Origin of the sequence: Zavarzinella formosa DSM 19928 (assembly GCF_000255705.1) — a bacterium.
Taxonomy (GTDB): Bacteria; Planctomycetota; Planctomycetia; order Gemmatales; family Gemmataceae; genus Zavarzinella; species Zavarzinella formosa.
The window spans coordinates 242953-266827 of sequence record NZ_JH636449.1; the positions used below are offsets into that span (position 1 = coordinate 242953).

A 23875-nucleotide genomic window follows, 5' to 3' on the forward strand; every position below is an offset into this window, starting at 1 on the left:
AGATCGAACTGTTCTTCAAGGAGTTGAAAAGCACATTGGGCTTCGCCCAATGCCGCCTGCGCCGGTTCGAGGCGACGGAGGGATGGCTGGAGCTGGTCCTGGTGACGTTCCTGTGGCTGGAGTGGCATCGGGCGAGGCAACTGGCCAAGTCCGGCCTGACGACGAAGCAGAAAGAGCGCTGGCGACACCAGCGAACCCACGGCCTCTGCCTGGCGGTCCGCCGCCACAGCGAACAGGCCGACTTGGAATACCTGGCCCGCGCCATGCAAACACCCGGCGGAATCCGGCGTTTGCGACGAAAACTCCGGCAGGCCATCCCGGCCGAGTTTCGCACCGCCGGATAAAAAGCGCAACTTCAAAACGCGCCAGCGAGGGTACCGCGACTCCCGCCAGTCCAACACGTTGCCGACGGGCGAACAACTCCCACAAGCCAGACAGGATCAGTTCGTCAGCAGAAAATCCTTCGAGTTCAGCAACGCCCACATCAAATCTTGAATCGCCTCGGCCTTCTTGTCGCCGCGGGATTTGATGAACTCCAAACTCAATTTGACCTCGGCTTCCTTTGGGTTTCTCGCCAGACTCCAAAGGTAAATTTCCCGCACTAATTCCGAATCGCTCAGCTTCTTTTGCATCAACATCGCCGGCAGGGCCGACGGGTTTTGCACTCGGCCCAAAATGCTCGGGCCGTTGATGAAATGCAACGCCTGAAGCATGTTGGAGCCGTTGTCGCGTTCACATTCGCAGGCGTCCATGCGCTGGGGTTTGCCGAACAGGCGCAAGAACGCATTTTCGACTCCACCATCCGGCAATTGAGCGGCCCGGAAACCAGCCGGGGCGCCGCCGAAATTCTCGGCCACGCCGGTGGCTTGCACCAGCGAATCGAGGATGGCCTCGGCCGGAACGCGGCGGGGAATCGTGTGTGAGAAGTTCTGCTCGTCGTGTTTGTTGGAGGCGTTGGCCATGCTGCTTCGCTGATAAGTCTGCGAGGTGACAATTCGTGTCATCAAATGCCGGACGTTAAATTTGCTCTCGATGAAATCATTTGTCAAGGCTTCCAACAATTCCGGGTTGATGGGGGGATTGGTGCTGCGGATGTCATCCACCGGATCGATGATGCCGCGATGATAGAAGTAGCTCCAGACGCGGTTGACCAAGCCCCGCGCGAAGAACGGATTCTTCGGCGAGGTCAGCCATTTGGCATAATCGTCCCGACGGTCGATGCCGGATTTCAGTTGGAGTTCCTCTCCGCCGAGGAAGCGGGGCAATTGCGGTTTGTTGGTTCGCGGATTCGTCGCGGCCCCGGCGGCGAGGTTTAGCTGGACCACCTTGGAATTGGCCACATTCGGGAGGCGGCCGTCGGCCTTCACGCCAACTTGGTTGAAGAAACTGGAGATGCCGAAATAGTCGGCCTGTGTCCAGTTCTCCATCGGGTGGGCATGGCAGCGGGCGCATAACATCCGGACGCCGCAGAAAACCTGCGTCACCCGTTCGACGGTGTCATTCGCATCTTTGCTGACCGCGAAATAGACGCTTGCCGGATCGTCCTGGCTGCTCCCCTTGGCCGTCAGGATTTTTCGCGTGAACTCATCCAGCGGCATGTTCTGGGCGACCGCCCCGCGAATGAATTCCCGGAACAAATAAACGGATTGTGAACTGGCGCTGTTGCGGGAGTTTTGCAACAAGTCGCCCCACTTCAGCGACCAGTGATCGACAAACTCCGGGCGTTCAAACAGGGCGTCCGCAATCTTGCGGCGTTTGTTCGGGTCCGTGTCGGCGAGGAAAGCCCGGATTTCGTCCGGTTTTGGTTGCAGACCGATCAGGTCGAGAAAGACGCGGCGAAGATATTCCTCGTCCGTCGCCGGGACCGATGGCAGAATCTTCAGGCGATTCAGCTTTTCGACAACAAATCGATCAATGAGGTTTTCCGTCGGCACGGGCGACGGTTTGAAGTTCGCCTCCGGTTTCAGCACGATCACACCGGTGGCGGCAAAGGTCCGCTCGAAACGACCGACGATGACGGTCTCGCCCGCGTCAGCAGCGGTGACGAGTCCCTCCTCGTCCACCTTGGCGAACATGTCGTTGTTGGCGGTGAAGATCCCCAACCGGGTCACGTCGCGTTTGCGGCCGTCGTTGTACTCGGCCGTGAGCGTGATGCGGTGTTTGTCGCCGGGCCGGAGGACCAGTTTGTCCGGCGTCATCCGCACGGCCACCACTTCGGAAGTGTCCGCGAGATCGCCGGGGGCGTTTTGTTCGATCCAGCGTTTCATGATCTCATGCGACAGGCTGCCACGGGAGAAGCGGGCGCCGCCGTCGTGATTGACTTCGCCAAGCGCCTTGGTGAGCAGCAGGCTGGCATCCGGGGCGATCCGGTTGATTCGCCGCCCGGAAATCTCCTTGGTCATCGCGTGAAAATCCGGGTCCGGGTCGGCCCCGCGCAACGAGAGTTTGAAGCCGTTCTTGCCGAGCGAATACCCGTGGCAGGCCCCGGCATTGCAGCCGGATTTCGACAACACCGGCATGACTTCGTGCCGGAAGCTCATCGGGGGTTCTTGTGCCGAAATCTGCACATTCACCGGAACGGCCAGTGTTTTCCCATCGATCAACACGGAGACTTGCGTTTGTCCGTTTGCCAGCGGATGCACCCAGCCGCGATCATCAACGCTGGCGATTTTCGGATCGCCGACCGTGAGCTTTGCCTTCGCGGCCAGGTCGATGCCATACCCATCGGCCGATTTGCCCATTACCCGAATCGCATACGGTTGCCGGTATTGGCGAAGTTCAACCGTCTTCGGAAACACCTCGACGGACACCGGAATAAGCGGCTCGACGGCGACGACCGGACTGGCGGCGACACTCGACAGCAGGAAGGCCAGCAGGGAAACATACTCGCGTCGGGCCATGTCGCTTGCTCCATCGGAAACGGGCGTTCAATCAGGTCGCTTACTTCTTTGCCGGTGGGGGTGGGGGCGCCGGTTTCACCGTCAGCGTCAAATCAACATCGCGGCTTTTCACCCGCACATTCGCTTGCTTGGGATCGGGCGTGATGCTGGCCGAGAGTTTCAACTCTTTGAACTCTCCCGGCGCGATGTTTGGCGGCAGAACCACATTCAACGCAAAGGCCGTGTCGGCCGCTTTCACCGTCACCGGGGCGGCCGTGGCGCCAGGCGAGAAGCCAATCAGCGTGACAATCACATCTCCGACGGCTCCTTCCTTGCGTTCGATCTTGCCGGCGATTTTCACGGTGGCCCCGGTCTTGGCATCCAGCGTTGCCTCCAGTTTGGGCGAACCATCAACGGCAATGATGATCGGCAATCGCATCGCCATTCGGCGAACGGGGGCGAACGCCGTCGCCAGCACCGTCCGCTTGTCGGCGGCCAGCAAATCGGCCTGCACGGTCACGTCATACACCGGCGAATTCAACACCGGGGGATTGAGGATGGTCATCACCCCGTCGTTTTGATTCGCGGCCAGTTCCACCGGCTTCTCGGCCCGGATAGATTGAGCCGGATCGGGTTGGTTGTTCACCAGCGGAACAAATTGACTCGTCACCAGCGTCAGCCGCACGGGGGATTTCACATCCGTGCGGGTCAGCTTCACCGGCAGATTGAGTTTCCCGGCGGGAACGATCCCGGCATCCGGAGGAAGGTTGTTCCAGTCGATTTGAAAGCCGGCCGCCTTCGCCGATGAAAACGCCACCGGGAATTCCCCGGCCAGCCACGGTTGGATTTTTTCCAACGGATGAGAGCGAACGATCACCGGCTCCTGGATACCATCGGCCCGTGTGCCGAGAAACTTCGTGAACGTGGCCGCTCCTTCCGGGGTGGTTCGTTGCAGAGTGAGCAGCGTGCCATCCGCTCCTTCGGGGATGTCGGCATTTTCCACTTTGATGCCGTTCGGCAATCCGACCGCTGACAGATCGAATTTGCCGTTGTCCCCCCTGCGGTCAACGATGACCGGGATCACGCCGCGCCCGCCGACAGGAAGGGTTAAATGGCTAACCGATGTCAGCAGTTGAAGATTGCCTTTGCGCAAAGCCGGTTGCGGATCGATCACGAGGCGGTAAATCCCCCGCGTATCTCCCCGGCCCCGTGAATCGACGACGCCGACGATCAGACTGGTCACCTTGTCCGGCACGGTGTATTCCAACACCGGATCAACGGTGCCGGGACTGTCCTCCGCGCGAGCCAGTTCTTTGCCAATCGCATCGCGAATCACCAATGCGGCATCCACGGGGGAGCCAAGGCGGTCGGCGAAGACTTCCAACCGGATCTTGCTCAGGGGCGTGACGGGAATTCGATAACGATCCTCCTCAAAATCCGTCAACAACCGGCCGCTGACGCCAACCAAGCCCGCCGGCAAATCCTGCCCCGTTTTGGAAGCCGGTTGTTCGACGACTTCCGCATGCGCGCTCACCGTCACAAACGGTCGCGGCCCGCTCCACACGCCGTCCTTCGGCCAGTCAAGCGGGATGAACCGGCCCCCGCCTTTGGCCAACGCATCAACATGTTTGGATGTGTCTACCAATTCAACAGGCTGCATCTGACCTTTGGCGATGACCGGCGGGAAGACCTGATCGACGAACGACCATTGGCCGATTTTCAATCGAAAATGCCCCGGCGCCGGCCCGGCGTATTCAACATCGTGCAGGGTAACGATATATGGGCCATCGGCCGGGAGGGTGGCCTCCAACCGGGTGTCACCCGCGAGGGTGGCGCTCGGCCAGGCCCACACGAGTTGCAATCGTTTGGCGTTGTATAGATGCAGAATGGGCCGCAGTTTGCCGCCGAGGCGTTGAGCTTCAACTTCAACGATCACCTTTTGCCCCGCTTTGCCGGGGAAGGTCACTTCGGTGACCGTCGCCCCCGCGAGCGTGCCGTGCAACGCCACCGGCAATTGTTCGACGGCCGGGGACAGCGTTTGCTGCGCCAACCGATCCGCCGCCACCACCACCGGGGGGCTGATCCCCTGATCCGTGACGACGGCCAGCGGGTAATAGCCGGGTTGAACGTCCCCGGTTGCCTCGACTTCAAAGAACGCCTGCTTGTCCGTGTTTCCTTTGACGAGCGTTTGTTTCACCGGGAAGGGGAGCAACAAGCTCGGCGATTTGCCGAGATCGTCGCCATCAATGATGAGCTTGGTCTTGCCGCCGATTTGCAGCCCGCGCACGTTCAAGTTGCGAATCGTCGGCTCGGCCGCCTCAAGGGAGGCCATCAGGCATAACGCGACAATCAGGGGGAGAGAACGCATTCGGCTTGTCCAATTTCAAAGGCAAAAACGATTTCACCGCAGAGGGCACAGAGGGCACAGAGAAGACAAAACTAAAATTCTCTGCCTTTGTCTTCTCTGTGCCCTCTGTGCCCTCTGCGGTGAAATCGTTTTTCTTTTCTCAAAACAATTGCTTGATCGGTTCCGCCTCGACCAACCGGATCGGCCGTTCGCCGGGGCCGGGCATCATCACGGTGTCGAGGTTGATGCCCATCGCGTGATAGATGGAGGCGATCACTTCCGGCGGTTGCACCGGAGTGTCGTTCGGGCGGGAGCCGATCTTGTCGGTCGAACCGATGACCTGACCCCCTTTGATGTTCCCGCCGACAAGGAAGTTGGTCCACGCATTCGGGTAGTGGTCCCGGCCGTTCTTCGGATTCAATCGCGGCGTGCGGCCGAACTCGCTCAGGACGGCGACCACCGTGTCTTCCAACATGCCTCGCTGGCTCAGGTCTTCAATCAGAGCGGTGAAGGCATTGTCGAACTGCGGGCAGAGATGGCGTTCGTAATCGCTGTACGTGTTGTTAAGACCGCCGCCGTCCGCGTGCATGTCCCAACAGGAGAGGTTGAACACGGTGTCGAAGTGGTTCACCGTCGCATAGCGGACGCCGCTTTCGATCAACCGGCGGGCCAGCAGGCAGCTTTGACCAAAGGTGTTGCGGCCGTAGCGATCCCGCAGCGTGTCCTTCTCCTGGCTGAGATCGAAGGCCGCTTTCGCCCGCGTGGAGGTTAGCAAGCGGAAGGCCCGTTCGTAGGCGCTATCGTGCATCTGGGTGCCGCGAGACTCGGTACCGCGTTGGATGTCGTCGATTTGCTCAAGGAGTTTCTTGCGGGCGTCGAGGCGTTCTTGTGTTTGTCCCTTGGGAACTTCCAAGTCGCCCACCTTGAAGTTTGGGGCGGCCGGGTCGGCGTTCAGGAAGAACGGCTCATGGGCGCTGCCGAGATACCCGGCCGTCTGCCCGTGCAACGGTCCGGCCCCGGTGTTGCCGATGGCCTGCGGCAGCACGACATTCGCGGGGAGTTCCCCCTTTTGCCCGAAGACTCGGGAAACAATACTGCCGACGTGCGGCTTCACGCTGTCCGCGTTGAAGTCGTGGCCGGTCATCATCCAGCGCTGGCCGTTTTCGTGGGTGGCCCCGGTTTTGTGATGCAGGCTGCGAATCAACGCCACCTTGTCCATCATCCGGGCCATCAGCGGGAAATGCTCGCAAATCTGGATGCCGGTCACGTTGGTCTGGATCGGCTTGAACTTGCCGCGCACCTCGGCCGGGGCGTCCGGTTTCATGTCCCATGTGTCATGCTGGCCGGGAGAGCCGACGAGGAAGATAGTGATGCAATTGCGAATTTTCGCCTTGCTGTCGTCGATGCTTCCGGCGGCCTGCAACCGCATCAGGTTTGGCAGGAGCATCCCGGCCATGCCGGCCGTCCCCGCCTGAAGGAAACTGCGCCGCGTCACGCCGTGACCGGGACACACGGAAACCTTTTCGTTGCCGATGTTCAGCATGGAAAACCTCGCCCGGCGGGGGTCAGATGGTGTACGCGACCTTGTTGGAAATGTCGATGAACTTGCTGTCGGTGAATTCGCCGTCGGCGTTCTTCTTGTAGTTGACGTACTTCCACATTTGAAGAACCACCTCGTACTTGCCGGGGGTCTTGTCCGGGTGTTCGAGGGTATCCCCCAGGCGGGCGTTCGGCATGGCGATCACCTTGCCATCGCGCGTGACCACCCATTGCAGCCGAAGGCCCCAATCGTTGGCGACAGGCGTGCGGACAACCTTGCGACCCTCCAGACGGAGTTCCGCCTTGGGGACAACTTCAAACTTCTGTTCCACGAGAGAGTCTCCAATGGGAGAACCAAACAGGCGGGGATGATCGAGGCGTAAATCAGGCGGGGGCGGGGCGGGTTTTGTCGCAAACAAAGGCGGGTGTCAAACTCACATGTGCGAGAATATCCGGTAAACAGGGAGAATGCAAGAAAATTCTTTAAATAGCAAAATTCATAAAAAACATACAAAAAAGAATAATATGTGATTATGCTAAACACCATCCCGCGAAGCGTCGTTGGATGATTTTCCCCGCAACGCGGTCGGTCCCGTTCATCAGGAGATCGGACATGTTCGACGATAACGAACGTCTTCCCGTTGGTTCCGGCGAGGTGAAAAAGGAAAAGAAAACCAGCGGCCTCATCGGCGCCCTTGTGGGCATCCTCATCGCCGGAGGAGTTTTCGGCGGCCAATATCTCTTGAACACGGGCAACCTCAAAAGCAAAGTCGAGGAGTTGGTGAAGGGCATCGTGCAAAAGCCGGTGAAAGAGATCAAGTTTCAAAGCCACCCAAAGTACGATTATGGCGGGACCGTGACGACCACCGACGGGGAAGTCTTTGATTTCATCGTCCAGACCAAGTCGATCAGTTCCACCGAGAAAGAGATCTGGGTGGTCTGTCGGCCGCCAAAGGACAAAGCCGAATCCGAGGTGCGGAATTTCGTGGAGTCCAATACAAAACAAAAACTGGTTTCTCTGACACTCATCCCGGCGGGGCTTTATTACACCGGCCAAGGGAAGTTGGAATCCGGCTCGCCCGTTGAAATCATCCCCGTCGAAAGCGAAAAAGACGGAAAACTTCAAATCGAATTCAAGTATCAAGTGAAATAAATGGATCATTCCCCCGCGCCGACCGTTCCCGACCGGTTTCAGATCCCGGACCGGTTCGTCTCATGGCTCACCATCGGGGTTTTGATTCTCGGAACGGCCGGCCATTTGGCGGCTTATTTCTCCCGGCCCTCGTTCTGGTACGACGAAGCTTACCTGCTGTTGAACATCCGGGAGAAGAGTTACGTCGAACTCCTCGGCCCGACGCTCAACCAGCAGGCGGCCCCGCCGTTGTTCATGTGGTCGCTTCGCCTCATGTATGATTTGTTCGGGATGTCCGAGCTTGCCATGCGGTTCCCCCCCATGCTGGCCGGATTGCTCGCTCTCTTCGTCGCCGTTCCTCTCGGGCGAACGGCACTGCCGTCTTCCGGACGATTGTGGCCGGTATGGTTCGCGGCCCTCTCGTTTCACGGGATCACTCTCTCGAACGATGTGAAACCCTATTCGCTCGACTTGCTGATGACCGAACTGGTCCTGCTGGCCGGGCTTTCCCGGTTGAAGCCGCCGGGGCCGGATCACCCACGATACGCCGAGGCGGGGCTGTTGCTTTTGGCCGTGCTGGCCCCGTGGCTGTCGTATCCCTCGGTGTTTTCGCTGGGAGGTGTCGGCCTCGCATGGGCGTGGGTTTGCGTGCGGCACCGGGATCGGCGAACCATCATCGGCTTTTTGTCTTACGTGCTGATGGGACTGGCCTCGGGAATTGTGTTGTATCTCACGGTGATCCGTTTCCAGCGGACAGCAACACTGACGGATTATTGGGCTTTTGGCTTTATCGACTGTCGGTCTGGATGGGACGCCATGCGGTCGTTGCTCAGCCTTGTCCGGCAGGCGGGCGACTATCATACGACCGGCATGGGGATTCCCTTTTTGGTCCTCGCCCCGCTTGGATGGCTGGTTCTCCGGCGGCGCTCGCCCGCCGCCGCGCTGGCCCTGACCGGGGCGGTGTTGCTGATGTTGGCGGCGAATCTCATGAAGGCTTACCCAATGCAGGGAAGGCTTGTCATGTTCGCCGCTCCGATCATGTGGCTGTCGGTCGGCGCGGCCTTGGGCGAAACGCTTGACCGGATCGGTGGTCGATGGCGACAGATATTGTTCGCGGTGTTTCTCTTTCTTCCTGTCTCCGATGTTTCCCGCACGGTGTTGCTCGTCAAAAACGGCGGGGGAACCATGACCGATTTTCGCGGGGCCTGCGATTACCTCCGCAAACATCGGCAACCAGAGGACACGGTCTGGATGCCGATGCCCGAACCGTACAACATTTACAACGGATCGCCGGATGGCCTTGTGAGTTCGCGGTTGTCCATTGATGGCGTGATCGCCGCGGCCGCCGGTCATCGCATCTGGCTCGTCACCCCGCCCGACGGTCCGATGCGGTCATTCGCCACCATCGCCGAGTTTGAAACCAGCCTGACTGCCGCGGGTTATCGCAAAACCGACGAGCAACCATTTTTCGGAATCCTGGCGCTGACTTACGAACGGCCTTCCCGCGACTGACGGCGGGCATGGCACGCCAGTAACTGGCGGCCCAACGCTTCGGCCAGCACGGGCGGGACGGCGTTGCCGATCTGGCGGGCGATTTCCACCTTTGTTCCGGCGAACCGGAAATCCTCGGGGAAGGTTTGCAAGAGCGCCCCTTCCCGCAGGGAGATGGTTCGCAATTGGTCCGGGTGGCCAAACTTTCCCCGCGTGAAACTGTCGAATCTCGCCGTGATCGTCGGGGCTGGCTCATCCCAAGCCATCCGGCCATAAACGTAACGATGGCCGATCTGGGCGGCGTCCCGGCGATGACAAACGGCCAGCAATTCCGGCGGCAGATGCTCCCGCCCCTGCCCCGGCTTGACGGCGGCCAGGCGGGCTTTGTTCAAATCGCTCAGCCGGTCCCGGCGATGATGCGGCCAGTCCGGGTGATCGGCACCATCATCCGGTGTTTCGGGCAGGTGGCCAATCGCCTCCCGCACGGTGCGCCGGGTGTTCAACGGCGCCGGGAACTCGAAGCCCGCCGGTCCCATGTCACGGCTTTCGCCGATGACGAACACCCGCTTCCGGCGTTGCGGCACTCCGAAATCCCTTGCGTCCAGTTCCTGAACATGAACCCAATACCCGAGCGATTCCGCCAGAAACAAAGCGGCGTCCAAGGTGTCCCGTCCGCGATGGCCGCCAAGGCCAGGGACGTTTTCCATCAGGAAGTAACAAGGATTCAACGCACGAATCAACTCGGCATATTGCATCACCAGATGATTGCGGGCATCTGTGTCCGCCCCGATTCGCTGAATCGAAAACCCCTGACAAGGCGGACCGCCGGCTAGCATGAAAATGCGTTCGCCGTTTCGACTTGGGATGTGTTCGGCCGGATCTTGCAGCACCTCCGCGATGCCGACGCAAGCGGCGCGATAACCGAAACGGGTCGGGTTGAGAGCGTGCGTCTCGATGCAGCGGCGGTCCGTGTCGAAGCCGAAAACCATCTCGAATCCGGCGGCCGACAACCCGAGGGAAAGACCGCCCGCCCCGCAGAAGCCGTCAACGCAGGTAAACGCCACGCGCCCGCCCCCCGTTCTTCAGGCCCGCGATCACGCTGGAAAACGACGAACTGACCGGCGATTCAATCGAGGGAATCTCGTCGGCCAACCGCTCGGCCTCGCTTCGCGGCGGCGATGACAACTCAATCGCCAGATGGGCGGCGACGGCCGCCGAGAACATCGGCGGCACGGCCTCGCCGATTTGCTTGAACACGGCGTCGAACGTGCCGTGAAACTCAAATCCGCGAGGGAATCCCTGCAAAATCGCCGCCTCCCGAATGGTCAGCCCACGATCCTGCTCCGGGTGGACATAACGCCCGCTGGCCGGGTTGCGGGCATAATGCGTGATGGTGATGGACGGCTGATCCCACGACAACCGGCCATAGACATCGTAAAATCCGCGTACTTGATCGAGGCACGCGGGGCCGACCCCGGCCGGCCGGCTGCCGCCGTTCTTCGGCACCGCCCGGATGGTTTCAAGAGTGCTGGCCCGGTGGGTCGCGGAACGGTGCATCGGATCAGCCGGATCGGTTTCCCCGGCCATCACCGATGGCAGTTCCCCGATGGCATCCCGCACGGTGCGATAATCATCCGGTTCCAAAAGCGGTCGCGGCAGCGAAAAATCCCGCCGCATCGCCAGCACGAGGGAGCGAAACCGCTGCTGCGGAACCCCGAAGGCCGCGAGGTTGTAAATTTGCTGCCGGACGACATACCCGGCTTGCTCAAGCGTTTGCCGTCCGGCCGTGAAATCATCCCAATACTTCAACGACAACATTTCCGGCACATTCTCCATCACCACCGCCACCGGATTAAGCCGGGCGGCAATCTGGCAAAACACCGCCACCAGACTGTTCCGCCGATCCTCAACCCCCCAATGCTTTTTCCGGTGCGAAGAAAACCCCTGACACGGGGCGCAACCAATCAAGACCAGCGGTTTTGAGGGATCGTATCCCACATCAGCCAGCAACTCATCAAGTTTCGCCGGATCAGCCTCCAACTCCCGAATATCCCGAATCATCCCGCGCCCGTTGATGTTCCGGTCAAAAGTGGCGAGGGCATCGGCGTTGATATCGACGCCGCCAAGCACGCGAAACACCCCGGCCGCCGCAAACCCGGCCGACATTCCGCCGCAACCGCAAAAGAAGTCAAGAACTTGGATCGTCGTTTGCCGCGGCCTCCCGGAAGATCCGGGACGCATTTTCTGAAGAACAGACTGGGCGTGCTTCACCGTAACGGGATACGTAGCCCGAGTCATCGGAAGATGTTTCATTCCCCAATCGCCCGTTCAAACTCTTCCAAACTCGCCGTTCGCACTTGCGCCACCATTCGTTCGAGAAAAGCGATATCCTTGATCTCCCGAAACCGCTCCATGACAGCCAACCCGGCTTCACCAAAACGGCGTTCGAGAAAATGTTCCAGCTTGCCTTTGAGATAACCCAATTGCTCACCTTCTCGACGGCCTTCCAGATAACCTTGAATGAACTCCAGATCATTCGGTGTGAGGCTCGCAAGAAATCTCAATTTGGAAGTTGGCCACTGGAACGCTTGCATCGAACCGCAAGCATCAGATGTTGCGTTTGCAGGGTCGATTTTTGAAACAATATCCATTTGCATCAATCCGATGAATGGCCACTGTTGGTCTTTTCCTGAATCTGGAATCGTTTGCAATTAGAAATCAGAAAAACATGTCCTCACCGGATCTCGCGTTCAAACTCTTCCAAGGTCTTCGCGGCCCGCAATCGGGCCAACATACTTTCAAGGACAACAATATCTTCGATGCCCCGTAGCCGCTCCATCAAAGCCAGACCGGCATCGCCGAAGCGAAATTCGAGAGCATTTTCCAACTTGCCTTTGAGTACCCCCTTTTGAAGACCCAATTGTTCACCCTTCTGAAACCCCAGTTGTTCGCCTTCTTTCAAACCCCGGTCATATGATGTGACGTTCACTGGTTTGATCCCCAATGTGGTTTCGGTTGGCATCATCCCCGCAAGTTGACGTTGTTCGTCGTCTGTCAGCGGAAGATATTTCTCGACGCAATTTCCAAGCAGAAATTTCTGCTGGTCCGTCAACGGGGCCAGCGACAACCTCCGCAGGGCCTCGGCGCCCAGCCAGACGGCCCGGTCGCGGGGGATTCGCATGAGGGCTGACAGGGCCACTCCAAGCCAGTTTTCCCCCTCCACATATTGTACCGCATCGAAGTGTGGCAGGCCCACATAAAGGAACTCGGAACGCTCCACCAGCAAATTGCGAATCCGTTCCTCGTGGACCAGTGTGCCAACACCGTCGAGGCCGACCTTCAGAAACAGGGCGATGGGGAGGACTGGCATTTGCAGCTTGTCCCGCAAATGACGGACATAGCGGGGCATCCGCTCCCAGATGGATGTTGTGTTGTCCGGGGATTCGATCTCAATCAAAATCGCCATCAGGAAGGCGGAACCGGCCCGGTCATGCCACGGGGGAATCGGTTCGAGCGAGCGAGCGCGGACCACCATGTCAAGGAGATGCCGACTGCCTTCCGGCGGGTCGGGGAAGACTTCTTGCTCCAGCCACTCCAAATCGGTCAGATCGATCAGATCGAGCCAGTCCGCGAAAAACAATTGGAGAAACGACGCGAAGAACTCGCGGATGAGCGCCTTGAAATGCTGGTCATGATCCATGTGAAGACACGGGGCAATGTTGATGGCTGTTCAATCTTGAACGGATCAATCGCAAATGTCAACAAGGCGGTCGCCGCTTCGGGTGGCCGTTTTCCGCGTCCGGCCGTACAACAGCCGGACGCATGAGAACTTCCGTCTATCGGCTTCTCTCCCGCCGACCGGATTTTCCCCACTCGCTCATCACGGGTTGCCGTCGGTCGGCGACCATTTCCCTGTTTTTCGAGAACCAACATGCCGACTAGGCCTGTCCGCACGTTCACGGTGTTGCCCCGTCTTCCCGAGCGACTCAAGGCTCTGCAAGAACTGGCGTACAACCTCTGGTGGTGCTGGCACGCGGATGCCTGGGCGCTGTTCCGGCGGATCGACCCCGAGCGGTTTGAATCGCTCGACCACAGCCCGATCCGGTTGTTGAACACCGCCCCGCAAGAACGATTCGACGAGTTGGTGACGGATGAGGGCTTTCTCGCCCACCTCGACCGCGTGTATCAGGCCTTCACCACCTATATGAAGGCCCCGACGTGGTTCGGCGAGAAGTATCCGAAATCCCCGGCCAAGATCGCTTACTTCTCCGCCGAGTTTGGCATCAACGAATCGGTGCCGGTGTATTCCGGCGGCCTCGGAGTGCTGGCCGGCGACCATTTGAAGTCCGCCAGCGACCTCGGGCTTCCCCTGACCGGCGTCTGCCTGATGTACCGCGAGGGGTACTTCCGGCAATACCTGAACGCGGACGGCTGGCAGCAGGAACGCTACCCGGAGAATGATTTCTTCAGCCTGCCGTTGATTGGTGTGAAGAAAGATGACGGCTCGCCGCTGACAATCTCCGTGTCGCTGCCCGGCCGGGAATTGTTTGCCCGCGTGTGGCGGATCGATGTCGGTCGTGTGCCGCTCTACCTGCTTGACACCAACATTCCGCAGAACAGCGCCCAAGACCGAAACATCACCGCCCAGTTGTACGGCGGGGACGAGAACACCCGCATCCAGCAGGAAATCGTGCTGGGCATCGGCGGCCTGCGCGCCCTGCGGGCGATGGGCATCATCCCAACCGTCTGCCACATGAACGAAGGCCACTCGGCCTTCGCCGCCCTCGAACGCGCCCGTGTGCTGATCGAAGAAAAGAACTTCGATTTCGCCACGGCCATCGAGGCCGTGAAAGCCGGGACCGTGTTCACCACGCACACCCCCGTGCCCGCCGGAAACGATGCCTTCCCGCCGCACATGATGGATCAGTATTTCAGCGAGTATCTCAAGAGCCTGAAACTCGACCGCTACGGGTTCATGGCCCTCGGCCGGGAAAATCCGCAGAACGACGGCGAAAAATTCTCCATGACTGTGCTGGCCCTGCACACGGCCAACGTGAGCAACGGCGTGAGCAAACTGCACGGCGTGGTGTCCCGCAAAATGTGGAAGGCCCTGTACCCGGAGCTTCCCGAACAGGAAGTGCCGATCACTTCGATCACCAACGGCGTGCATACCCTCACGTGGGTGGCCCCGGAAATCGCGGTCTTGTTTGATCGCTATCTCGGCTCCGCGTGGCAGGAAAAGCCGACCGCATTCGAGGTCTGGGCGAAGGCCGACAACATCCCCGATGCCGAACTCTGGCGGACCCACGAACGCTGCCGGGAACGGCTGGTGGCCGTCACCCGCGTGCGGCAGGCCCGAACGCTCGAACGGCTCGGCGCCCCACGCTCTGAAGTGCAGGCGGCCGAGGAAATCCTCGATCCGCAGGCCCTGACCATCGGCTTCGCCCGCCGGTTCGCCACCTACAAGCGCGGGGCATTGATCTTCCGCAAGATCGACCGGCTGCTGGCAGTCCTGAACCACAAAGACCGCCCCGTTCAACTGCTGTTCGCGGGGAAGGCCCACCCGAAGGACCAAGGGGGCAAGGAACTCATCGCCCAAGTGGCCCAATACGCCAAGCGGAACGAACTGCGTCGCAAAGTCGTATTCTTGGAAGATTACGACATGAACGTGGCCCGCTATCTGGTGCAGGGCGTGGACGTGTGGCTGAACAACCCGCGCCGACCGTTGGAAGCCTCCGGGACCAGCGGGATGAAAGTGTGCGTTAACGGCGGCATCAACCTGAGCATCCTTGATGGCTGGTGGGATGAAGGCTACCGCTCGGACAACGGCTGGAAGATCGGTTCCGGCGAAGAACTGGCGGACACGAACTATCAGGACGAACTGGAATCAAACGCCCTGTACGAGTTGATCGAGCGGGAGATCGTCCCCGAGTTCTACACCCGCGGCGCGGACGGCCTGCCCCGCGCGTGGATCAAGCGGATGAAGCGCTCGATCAGCACAAACGTGTCGGCCTTCAACACGAACCGCATGGTGAGCGATTACACGCAGATTTGCTACATGCCCTCGCAGGAACGCTACGCGAGCATGAGCGCCGGGGACTACGCCGGGGCGAAGGAACTGGCCACATGGCGCCGGCGCCTCAACGATGGCTGGAAGAGCGTGAAGGTCGAAGAAGTGACGGCCCCGCGTCCGGACAGCATGCACGTCGGCGATGTCCTGAACGTGAAGGCCCGTGTGCAACTCGGCTCCCTGACTCCGGCCGACGTGGAGGTGCAACTCTACCACGGCGTGCTGGACAACAGCGGCGACATCATGCACCCGAAACTGGCCATCATGGAAACCTCGCCCACGGCGGGCCTGACAAACATGTTCGGCGTGGCGGTGAAATGCCAGGCCAGCGGCCAATACGGCTTCACCGTGCGTGTGCTGCCGAAGAACAAGAGCCTGCCCAGTTCGTTTGAACCGGGCTTGGTGACGTGGGGTTGATTTCCACTCGGAGCTTCATCAACGAACAAGCCCGGCCTTGATGGCCGGGCTTGTTCGTTTTCGCGGATCATCAAATCGATCAGACGGCGCCTTCGGCAGCGGGGGCGATCACTTTTTGCCAGCGTCGGGGCACGGCTTCCCAAGCGGCCATGTAAGTCGCCTCCAAGGGCACTTCAACATACATGCCGGGATACAAAAACACCGGCATGTCGGGCAGCACATCGCCGACCGCCAGCGGTTCCAGATACGTCCGCACCCGGTCATCGCATTCGTAGGCAAACGTGCTCAGCGGCGATTCCGGGGGAAGTTCCAGCGGATCGTCCTGAATTTCCTCGAAAATCGCGGCATGCAGCCCATGTGGATCTCGGTTGCTCACGGGGAACGGATCGACGATCAACAGATGGATCTTTTGTTGCAATAACTCACGGGCTTTTCTCACGAAGGCCCGAAGGCCATGAGCCGAATTCTTGTTTCCCGGCGAAACCAGTTCGATCATGGCCACGATCCGGTCGCCGCTGACATGCCGAATCACCACCGCCTTCTTTTTTCGGAGGTAGAACTCGGTCGGCGTCTCCTGAAACAACTTTGTTTTCGGCCGTGACATGGTGACGACTCCCTCGCCAGACGGCAAATCGTCGTCGTCACTTTTCAACGTCAACACATCAGGGCCAAACCCGGCCGCCTGTTGTTCCGGCATTGAGTAATAATCCGGGGGAAGCCTCTTCAGAACGGCGCGATGGATTTCAGATATCCATTCGTGATGGAACGCATGGTAAATTCCGGCCTCAACCCGCGTCCAGTCGTGCATTGGCATGAGAACACCTCCGGGTTGGGTCATTCTACCAAACAAGGCATGATCCACCGATCACCACATAACGACGGCCGATCTCTCGGCCAATACGAATTCACCGTGCGGGTGCTGCAGAAGAACAAGAGCCTGCCCAGTTCGTTTGAACCAAGCCTCGCGACGCAGGAGTGATTGGAGAATTTCTTTAACCATCCACCGAGTCGGCTCGGCGGGCTTCCTCAACAGATGAGCCGATTTTCGAGTACAATTCGTCCGGCGAGAATCCGGGATGTGATATCCCGGTTTGGTGAAAAACCTCGGCCAAAAGATGGCAGCCGTCATCACAAAGGGAAATGCCGTTTTCCGCAACGTAACCGCCATTGGGTAATTCATTGCGGTTGGTGATGTGATGGGCGTCGAGGGGCACAAGCGTTTCTACGGGAATGCCCGCGTGATACTTCCGGTGGGCATCACCGCCCTGACGATCCTTGCCCGGTTTCCCGCACATCACACAACGGAAGCGATCCCGTGTGAAGACGGCGGCCCGGAACGCCGACCGAACCTGTTTCTTTCCGCTCATTGGCTTACGTTGTCTTCCAACATATTTGCGGAACGACACGAGCAGAATGATTTTGGTTCACCAAGAAGCAATCCTCATTCCTTCATCGCTGCGATCTTCAAATCACTCCCCTGAATCCGCAAGGCCACTCGGAAGTCGTCTTTGGGGGCGGCCACTTCCAGCCAGATGGTGTTCCAGCCTTCTTGCAGCATCACCGGGAGGCGGTCGTTCTCTCGGTTGAAGGGGCGAGGGGTTTCTAGTTCGCCGACCAGTCGGCCGTTCAGGCTGACGCGAGCGGTTCCGTCCGTTCCGTAAATCAGTTGGGCGTTTTGCTCCTTCGGCGAGCGCACATGCACTTCGACCAGTGCTTTCACTTCTCCCTTGGGGAAGGCGGTTCGTAGGTTCAGGACGCCGTTGGGTTGGGCTGACAATTTTCGCGGTTCCATCTTCAAGATGTCCGCCGAGGCCGCTCCCGGCGGGATGGGGCCGCGAACCGCATATTCGGTGACGATACCTCGAAGCGATTCTTGGGTTTGCCGGTTTTTGAGGAAGGCCACCAAGTCCACAAATTGATCGAACGACAACTGGCTCACCACGTTGTCCGGCATCAGGGAGGTCTTTGAGGGCGCCAGTTCCTCCACTTCCGCGCGGGGCACGCGAACCTCGGCGCCGGTCGCCTCCCGCAGGGTGACTTCGTCTTTGGTTTCGGTGATCTTCAGGCCGGTGTGCGTGCGGCCCTTTGTGGTCACGAGGCGGTAACTCTGGTAACCCTCCTTGATTTCCTTGCTCGGGTCGACCATCGACTCGATGATCTTTTCGATGCTGGCCGTGTCCCATAACCGGGTAAGATCCGGGCCAACTTGGCCGCCGACGCCCTCCAGTTTGTGGCAGGTCACGCACGCCAGCGATTGCGAATTCAGATAAAGCGCCCGGCCCCGGCCGGCGTCGCCTCGCGTCAGCACCAGTTGCCGAACCTTTTCCACCTGGGCCGGTTCGAGGGAGACGAGCAGGCCGCCCCGCATCACATCGGTCAGCAACTTGCCGATGGCCGGGTCTTTCGCGGAGTGCTTTCGCAAGGCGTCGGAAACCTGCGGCAACAATTCACGTGGGAGCTTTTTGTCCAAGAAGCGTTGGCCGATTAGTTTCGCCCCCTCCGGGGTGGCCCCCAGCAGTTGCACGGCCTCGGCTTGTAGTTTGGCATCAGCCGACTCTAGTGATTCCGTGGCCAACGGAGCCACGGCGGCGGGGTCGATGGCCGCAAGTGTTCGCATCGCCTCGGCCCGCAACAGGGCTGGGGGGTTGGACTTGAACAATGCCTTCACCGCATCACCCAAACCGGGCTTGTTGAGGTTGCGCAAGGCTTTCAGAATGGCGATGCGCTCGGAGACATCGCGGGATTTGTCGTCGAGCGCCCTGAGCAACACCGGGGCTAGTTCGCCGGAGCGGGATTTCTCGATGGCCGCGATGGCTGCGAGCCGGGTTTCGGGCTTGTCGCTCTCCAACGCGGCTTGTGTAAGCGTTAGACTGGTCTCGCCGGACAGGCTGTTCATCTCGGCCAACGTGGTGACGATGGCCGACAGTTCCCCGGCCGAGGGTTGGGCGATTTTGCCGATGGCCGCCAACAAGGCATCGGTCTTCACCGGCGGGTTGAATTGGTAATTGGTTGCCGAGGCGATCAGTTCGGCCCGTTGATCGGCCGAGAGGTGCGGATCGAGCAACAATTCCGGCAAGGCGGCAAATGCCTCCGGCGAACGGCACGCCTGCATCGCCGTAACGCAACGCTCACGATAGCCTTGATTGCCGGAACGGGCCAAATCAAGCAGCGCGGTGATGCCGGGCTTGCCGAGACGTTCGATCGCCCGCAGGTAGCCATCCGTCAGAAAGGGATCGATTCCCTTGTCGGTTCGCAGACTGATGACGAGGTCTTCGGCGATGTTCGGCGGGTTCAATTTGCCGAGGGCCAACGCCGCCGCGCGACGAAGAGAGCGGTCATGATCTCCAAGCATTTTGATAAGGACATGCGCCAAATCCGTGTCCGTCGCTTGGGCATGACGGGCAAGAGCCTCAATAGCCAGACGCTTCAAATCGCCGTCCGTCTCGTCGAACACTTCAAGAACGGCCTTCCGCACATCCGCGTTCCACATGCTTTCCAGCACGCCCAACGCGGCGGAGCGGGCATCAAATCCAAGGTTGCCGTCGTTGAAGGCTTCCAACACGCCCGCCCGGTTTTTCTCGCCGCGACGGACCAATTCCATCCGGGCGATCTGGCGATCCGTCATCGACTCGGCGGCCAGCGATTTCAACAACTCCGCATCCGGGGCGGCCACGATCTTCGCCCATGAATCCATGCCGCGACGGGCAATGGCGGGGATGTCCTCCCCGGTATCCGGTAACACGCCGCCGGCCCAAGTGAGCCGATAGATACGGCCATGCCGGCCGTCGCCGCTCAAACGTCCGGCCCCGCCGGAATCGGTTCGCCAGTCGCACACATAAATCGCCCCGTCCGGCCCGGTCACCATCTGGCAGGGCCGGAACAGGGGATCATCGCTCTTGAGAAACTCAAACTCCTGAGTCACCTCGAAGGTGCTTTCCACGGGGGCCACCCGATACGCCCGCACGTTCTTGCGGAAGACATCGGGATAGAGAAGCAAGCCGCGAAAATATTCCGGCAAACCCATGTCGTTGTAAATGAGCAACCCGGCCGGCGCCCCCCGGCCGGTCTTGAGCATCGGCGGCAGCTTGCCCGGCAATTCTCCGGCGACGGATCCGCGCACCGGATCCGGCTGACAGCACCGCGCGCCTTCGCGCAGCCGCCAGCCAAAGTCGCTTTCCTCGGCAACGTGCATCAACCGGCAGCCGGTGAATTTGCTGCCGTCTTCGTTGTCGTTGTCCACATGGAACGCATTGAACTTCCGGTCGAACGCGAGATCCCGGTAAGGGTTTCGATACCCGAGGGAGAAGACCTCCATCTTGGAGCCATCCGGTCGGCAGCGGAAGACCGCCCCGGTTCGCAAGACTGTGGCTCGCGACCCATCCGAGCCTTCCACGATGTTGTCGTCATCGCCGCTGGTGATGTAGAGAAGGCCGTCGATGCCGATGGTCAGGCCGGAAACCTGATGATGGTGGAAGCCGCAAAACCCCTTGGCGATCACCTGCGGGGCGGCGTTCTTGTTCGTGCCGTCGATGATGTCGGCCAGTTTCCACCGGCGCACCGTCCCCCGGCCGGTGGTGTATAGCCAGCCGTCGTGAATCAGGATGCTGGAGGGAAGTTCGTCTTCCAGAATTACCTTGGCCGAGTTGAATTTGCCGGTGACCGGGTCATACGAGAGTTTCTTCACAAAGTCCTTGGACGCCTTTTTCATCGTCGCGGACTCTCGCTTGGTTCCGTCCTTGTAGGTGACCGTCTCGGAGAATTCTTTGGAGGGGCCGGACTCCGGGGTCCATTCCAGCACGAACAGCGTGCCGTCCGGGCCGAAGGTCATCCCCACGGGATTGATGATCGTCGGCTCGTCCGCGACGATCTCCAGCTTGAATCCCTCCGGCGTTTGATAACCCTTGAGCCGGGGATCATTGGTCCCTTGGTCGATGTATTTCAACCCGGTCGGGGCCGGTTTCGCCGGAGATTGCGGTTGCTTCCAATCCGGTTCGGCCGCAGAGAGAAGGGAAACGAAGCCGAACAGAGCAATCAGGGAGAGACGCATTGAAAACTCTTACGATGAGGTGGCCCGATAAACGAAGAGAAGACTAACCACAAAGACGCAAAGATCACACAAAGTTTCACAAAGAAAAAAACGAACTCAAAAGCAAAAGACGATAAGCGAAGCAAACCAAAAAGAAACAAAGTCACCGAATGATCGGCGACCGATTTTTCCCTTTGTTGCTTAGATGTCTTTCCCTGGCTTTCGTTCTGTTTTCTCTGTGAAACTTTGTGTGATCTTTGCGTCTTTGTGGTTGGTCTTCTCTGGCTGGTGTGGTGAGTTTTCTCTTTCCCAGCCGGATTTACATCGAAATTCGCCGGAAGGTGTCGTCCACCACCCAATGAAAGGCGGCCAAGTGCACGGTTTCCACGATGCCCATGTCGTCCAGCGGAACATGCAAGTTGCCGTGGGCGGCGGTTTTGAGTTTGCCGCCTTCAAAGCCGGTGCAGCCGAAGGTTTTCATGCCGTGGTTGTTGCACCATTCAACCGCCCGCAGAATGTTCGGGCTGTTGCCGGAACCGCTGATGGCCACCAGCAGATCGCCGGGGGAGGCGATATTTTTGAGTTGCTCAAGGAAGACGCGGTCGAAACCCTCGTCGTTCCCCCAAGCGAGGATGTACGGGGTGTTGTCCGTGAGGCTGAGGATTTTCAGACGCTTCTTGGAGTCGTCGTCAAAGAACTTGCGATCAAGCGTGCCCTTGCCCATGTCTTCGCAGAAGTGCGAGGCATTCGAACCGCTGCCGCCGTTGCCGATCACGTAGACAAACCGGCCCTTTTCGTAGCATTCCCAAATCCAGTCCGAGAGCATTTGAATCTCGCCCGGATTCACCTTCACCAACTCTTCGCCGATCCGCTTCATAAAAGAAAGCGGGTCCATGTGTCGCCCAAGCATGCGCTATTTCCTCCGTTGCTGGCATCCTACGAACGAGGGGCAGTTTCGGACATGAGATGACATTCTTGGATGTGACAAGGTGACATGGAGACAAGGTGACACGGTGACCAAAACCTTGATGGGGTTTGATCACCGTGTCACCTTGTCATCTTTCTTCAAAAAGGCGAGCCCCCGACCACGCAAGATCAATTCGTGTCGATCTCCCTGCTCGAAAACCGATTGGGAACTGTTCCCAGCGGCCGGGGGACTCATCAAAAAGCGATCCATCGCGTCGTCTGAGAGGAAAGGCAAGCCTTTCGGCTCTTGTGGGATTCATCCTTGAAACCCGGCGACATTCATTAAGGGTACGATGCCAAAATGCGGTGAGCAATGTGATTGAATATCGCCATCCAATTTTTCTGTCACCCGTGGCGCAATTTCTTTGATGCGGCCGATGAAAAGTGTTCGGCCCGAATTGAGATTTGCCAACGACTTAAGCCGCATTATCCGCGTTGTGAAAAAGCGGGCGATGCGGCTTGGGAATTTGAAAGCAGGCAAATCAGTTCGGCGTGCCGGCCGGCGGCAGCAGCAACTCGGCTTTCGGCGTATCGACATGGCCTTGATGGCCGCCGACCATGTTTTTGCCATCGTCCCAGCAACTGCGGACCATCGGCTTGCCGTCTTCGCGGGCCACCACGGCCACCCAGTTTTCGCTCTTCTGCGTTTCGCCAAACACGTTCTTGTATTCGGCCGTGAAGGTGTAGCCCCAGCTTTCGCTGGCGGTCTTCGCCCCGCTCGGCACCGTCGATTCGGTCAGTTGCGTCACATTCACGTCCTGCATGCCGCACTGGGCCAGAAATTCCTTGATGCAATTCTTCGCATCATCGGCGGCAGGGGCGCCCGCCGACTGGGAGACGCCGCCGGTGGCGTCAGCCTTCGGGGCGTCCGTCTTGCCGCAGCCCGTCATGAACGCCGCCAAACCCAAAATGATGAACAAATGCTTCATCGTTAATCTCCGAAAGCGGAAAATGGTGCCTCGCCAATACGCCCCGTTGATAACATCCCCGGCGGGCCGGTCAAGGCGAAGTGAGGCGGGTTTCCAAGTGACCTTGCCCCGGCGGCCTGCTGTCGCGTATCTTCCGGCGTCCCATCAGGAGGCCGACCATGAACACCGTTCCGCAGACAACGCCCGTCCCCGCTCCCCGATCTCGTGGCAAGTGGCTTGGCCGGGCCGGGTTGCTGGCGCTGTTGCTCGTGGCCGCCGGCGTCTGGCAGCGGGAACGGGTTTACGTGTGGTATTGTGCCGAGCGGCTGGAACGGGCCTCGGCCGAACATAAAAACGAATGGGCCGAAAAACTCGCCGGGTGCGGGCCGACAGCCGGACCGACGCTGGTGAGCCTGTTGAGAAGCGACGACCAAGCCACCTGCCAGGCCGCGCGTGAAGGCTTTGACGTCTTGTGGAAATCGATTCCCGATGGCGATGCCGCGAGAACACAACTGACGGCCGGCTTCTTTGAAACAGAACCCCGATTCAGCACCCCCGGCCGGGCCGCCGGGCTGGACCTGCTCCCCGCCCTGACCGCCGGAAAAACAGACGGTGTGATCGAAAAAGCCAAGGGAATGATTAACACGGCCATCCGCAGCGAATCGGTGGACGTCCGGATTCTGGCCATCGCCGCCTGCATGCGGCCGACGCTCGACGCCGTCGAACTGGCCCTGCCGCTCATGAACGATTCATCCGCCGATGTGCGGCGGGCCGCCATCCTCGCCCTCGGGCCGGCCCGCGACCGCGAACCCATCATCACGGACGACGAACTGTTGAACTGGCTGCACGACCGGGACGGTGAAGTCCGGCGACTGTGCGAGATGAGCCTTCGCAGCCGGGGACGCAGCCAGCGGGATATTCATCTTGGCCGGTTGTACACGTCCCCCGAACCGAGCGTGCGGCAAAAGCTGCTGATCGAACTGGCCGAGGAAGAAGAACTCGACGTGACCGTCTGGCTCGAACGCCTGACCAATGACAACGACCCGGCGGTGCGGGCCGGAGCCGTCCGCGTGGCCGCCGACCGGCGGGCCGCCTTGCTC

18 protein-coding genes are annotated in these 23875 nt (G+C 59.7%); 5 read left to right on the plus strand and 13 right to left on the minus strand.

What is annotated here, in order from left to right:
* Positions 1 to 2: 2 nt before the first annotated feature.
* Entirely contained in the window at positions 3 to 344 is a 342-nt protein-coding gene (locus BGIM_RS55210; RefSeq protein ID WP_238537508.1) for a hypothetical protein, read from the plus strand.
* Between the two features lie 96 nt (positions 345 to 440).
* On the opposite strand, the gene BGIM_RS55215 is transcribed toward BGIM_RS55210, so the two are convergent.
* From BGIM_RS55215 to BGIM_RS0141260, 4 genes are all read right to left on the minus strand, one after another.
* Positions 441 to 2900: a DUF1549 and DUF1553 domain-containing protein gene (locus tag BGIM_RS55215; RefSeq protein ID WP_020475457.1), complete on the minus strand. Its 2460-nt coding sequence runs from the start codon at positions 2898 to 2900 to the stop codon at positions 441 to 443.
* Positions 2901 to 2940: 40 nt separating this feature from the next.
* Positions 2941 to 5247, minus strand: coding sequence for a hypothetical protein (locus BGIM_RS0141250; protein WP_157369815.1), 2307 nt, complete (start codon positions 5245 to 5247; stop codon positions 2941 to 2943).
* 139 nt (positions 5248 to 5386) lie between these two features.
* Positions 5387 to 6769 (minus strand): DUF1501 domain-containing protein, encoded by a 1383-nt coding sequence (locus BGIM_RS0141255; RefSeq protein WP_020475459.1) that lies wholly within the window; start codon positions 6767 to 6769, stop codon positions 5387 to 5389.
* 22 nt (positions 6770 to 6791) lie between these two features.
* The gene (locus tag BGIM_RS0141260; protein WP_020475460.1) at positions 6792 to 7097 is read right to left on the minus strand and encodes a hypothetical protein; all 306 of its coding nucleotides are present in this window, start codon (positions 7095 to 7097) and stop codon (positions 6792 to 6794) included.
* A gap of 281 nt (positions 7098 to 7378) precedes the next feature.
* Here BGIM_RS0141260 and BGIM_RS0141265 point away from each other — a divergent pair, with 281 nt between their 5' ends.
* Positions 7379 to 7918, plus strand: coding sequence for a hypothetical protein (locus BGIM_RS0141265; protein WP_020475461.1), 540 nt, complete (start codon positions 7379 to 7381; stop codon positions 7916 to 7918).
* Positions 7919 to 9409 (plus strand): glycosyltransferase family 39 protein, encoded by a 1491-nt coding sequence (locus tag BGIM_RS0141270; RefSeq protein ID WP_020475462.1) that lies wholly within the window; start codon positions 7919 to 7921, stop codon positions 9407 to 9409.
* Here BGIM_RS0141270 and BGIM_RS0141275 read toward each other — a convergent pair.
* From BGIM_RS0141275 to BGIM_RS0141290, 4 genes are all read right to left on the minus strand, one after another.
* The gene (locus BGIM_RS0141275; RefSeq protein WP_020475463.1) at positions 9385 to 10452 is read right to left on the minus strand and encodes a DNA cytosine methyltransferase; all 1068 of its coding nucleotides are present in this window, start codon (positions 10450 to 10452) and stop codon (positions 9385 to 9387) included. The genes BGIM_RS0141270 and BGIM_RS0141275 overlap by 25 nt on opposite strands.
* Positions 10433 to 11701 (minus strand): DNA cytosine methyltransferase, encoded by a 1269-nt coding sequence (locus tag BGIM_RS55220; RefSeq protein ID WP_020475464.1) that lies wholly within the window; start codon positions 11699 to 11701, stop codon positions 10433 to 10435. The genes BGIM_RS0141275 and BGIM_RS55220 overlap by 20 nt, the downstream gene beginning before the upstream one ends.
* Positions 11698 to 12039 carry a hypothetical protein gene (locus tag BGIM_RS0141285; protein ID WP_157369817.1) on the minus strand — a complete coding sequence of 114 codons (342 nt, stop codon included), beginning with the start codon at positions 12037 to 12039 and terminating at the stop codon, positions 11698 to 11700. The genes BGIM_RS55220 and BGIM_RS0141285 overlap by 4 nt, the downstream gene beginning before the upstream one ends.
* Before the next feature lie 83 nt (positions 12040 to 12122).
* Positions 12123 to 13088: an RpnC/YadD family protein gene (locus BGIM_RS0141290; protein WP_020475466.1), complete on the minus strand. Its 966-nt coding sequence runs from the start codon at positions 13086 to 13088 to the stop codon at positions 12123 to 12125.
* Positions 13089 to 13319: 231 nt separating this feature from the next.
* Between BGIM_RS0141290 and glgP the strand changes: the two genes are divergently transcribed.
* Complete coding sequence (glgP, locus tag BGIM_RS0141300) at positions 13320 to 15875, plus strand: alpha-glucan family phosphorylase (protein ID WP_020475468.1); 2556 nt, start codon at positions 13320 to 13322, stop codon at positions 15873 to 15875.
* Between the two features lie 79 nt (positions 15876 to 15954).
* On the opposite strand, the gene BGIM_RS0141305 is transcribed toward glgP, so the two are convergent.
* From BGIM_RS0141305 to BGIM_RS0141340, 5 genes are all read right to left on the minus strand, one after another.
* Positions 15955 to 16689: a DUF4058 family protein gene (locus BGIM_RS0141305; protein WP_020475469.1), complete on the minus strand. Its 735-nt coding sequence runs from the start codon at positions 16687 to 16689 to the stop codon at positions 15955 to 15957.
* A gap of 178 nt (positions 16690 to 16867) precedes the next feature.
* On the minus strand, positions 16868 to 17242 hold the full coding sequence (locus BGIM_RS0141315) for an HNH endonuclease (RefSeq protein ID WP_020475470.1): 375 nt from the start codon (positions 17240 to 17242) through the stop codon (positions 16868 to 16870).
* 74 nt (positions 17243 to 17316) lie between these two features.
* Positions 17317 to 20922: a PVC-type heme-binding CxxCH protein gene (locus BGIM_RS0141320; RefSeq protein ID WP_020475471.1), complete on the minus strand. Its 3606-nt coding sequence runs from the start codon at positions 20920 to 20922 to the stop codon at positions 17317 to 17319.
* Positions 20923 to 21220: 298 nt separating this feature from the next.
* Entirely contained in the window at positions 21221 to 21811 is a 591-nt protein-coding gene (locus BGIM_RS0141325; RefSeq protein ID WP_020475472.1) for an SIS domain-containing protein, read from the minus strand.
* Positions 21812 to 22349: 538 nt separating this feature from the next.
* The gene (locus BGIM_RS0141340) at positions 22350 to 22796 is read right to left on the minus strand and encodes a hypothetical protein (protein WP_020475474.1); all 447 of its coding nucleotides are present in this window, start codon (positions 22794 to 22796) and stop codon (positions 22350 to 22352) included.
* A 158-nt stretch (positions 22797 to 22954) separates the two neighbouring features.
* Between BGIM_RS0141340 and BGIM_RS55225 the strand changes: the two genes are divergently transcribed.
* The coding region (locus BGIM_RS55225; protein WP_193789067.1) for a HEAT repeat domain-containing protein at positions 22955 to 23875 on the plus strand (921 nt) is incomplete at its 3' end.

Excerpts from the sequence above, each read along its gene's own strand:
- BGIM_RS55215 (WP_020475457.1), bottom strand. The coding sequence starts at position 2,900 with ATGGCCCGACGCGAGTATGTTTCCCTGCTGGCCTTCCTGCTGTCGAGT.
- BGIM_RS0141250 (WP_157369815.1), bottom strand. The coding sequence starts at position 5,247 with ATGCGTTCTCTCCCCCTGATTGTCGCGTTATGCCTGATGGCCTCCCTT.
- BGIM_RS0141255 (WP_020475459.1), bottom strand. The coding sequence starts at position 6,769 with ATGCTGAACATCGGCAACGAAAAGGTTTCCGTGTGTCCCGGTCACGGC.
- BGIM_RS0141265 (WP_020475461.1), top strand. The coding sequence starts at position 7,379 with ATGTTCGACGATAACGAACGTCTTCCCGTTGGTTCCGGCGAGGTGAAA.
- BGIM_RS0141270 (WP_020475462.1), top strand. The coding sequence starts at position 7,919 with ATGGATCATTCCCCCGCGCCGACCGTTCCCGACCGGTTTCAGATCCCG.
- BGIM_RS55220 (WP_020475464.1), bottom strand. The coding sequence starts at position 11,701 with ATGAAACATCTTCCGATGACTCGGGCTACGTATCCCGTTACGGTGAAG.
- BGIM_RS0141285 (WP_157369817.1), bottom strand. The coding sequence starts at position 12,039 with ATGGATATTGTTTCAAAAATCGACCCTGCAAACGCAACATCTGATGCT.
- BGIM_RS0141290 (WP_020475466.1), bottom strand. The coding sequence starts at position 13,088 with ATGGATCATGACCAGCATTTCAAGGCGCTCATCCGCGAGTTCTTCGCG.
- glgP (WP_020475468.1), top strand. The coding sequence starts at position 13,320 with ATGCCGACTAGGCCTGTCCGCACGTTCACGGTGTTGCCCCGTCTTCCC.
- BGIM_RS0141305 (WP_020475469.1), bottom strand. The coding sequence starts at position 16,689 with ATGCCAATGCACGACTGGACGCGGGTTGAGGCCGGAATTTACCATGCG.
- BGIM_RS0141315 (WP_020475470.1), bottom strand. The coding sequence starts at position 17,242 with ATGAGCGGAAAGAAACAGGTTCGGTCGGCGTTCCGGGCCGCCGTCTTC.
- BGIM_RS0141320 (WP_020475471.1), bottom strand. The coding sequence starts at position 20,922 with ATGCGTCTCTCCCTGATTGCTCTGTTCGGCTTCGTTTCCCTTCTCTCT.
- BGIM_RS0141325 (WP_020475472.1), bottom strand. The coding sequence starts at position 21,811 with ATGCTTGGGCGACACATGGACCCGCTTTCTTTTATGAAGCGGATCGGC.
- BGIM_RS0141340 (WP_020475474.1), bottom strand. The coding sequence starts at position 22,796 with ATGAAGCATTTGTTCATCATTTTGGGTTTGGCGGCGTTCATGACGGGC.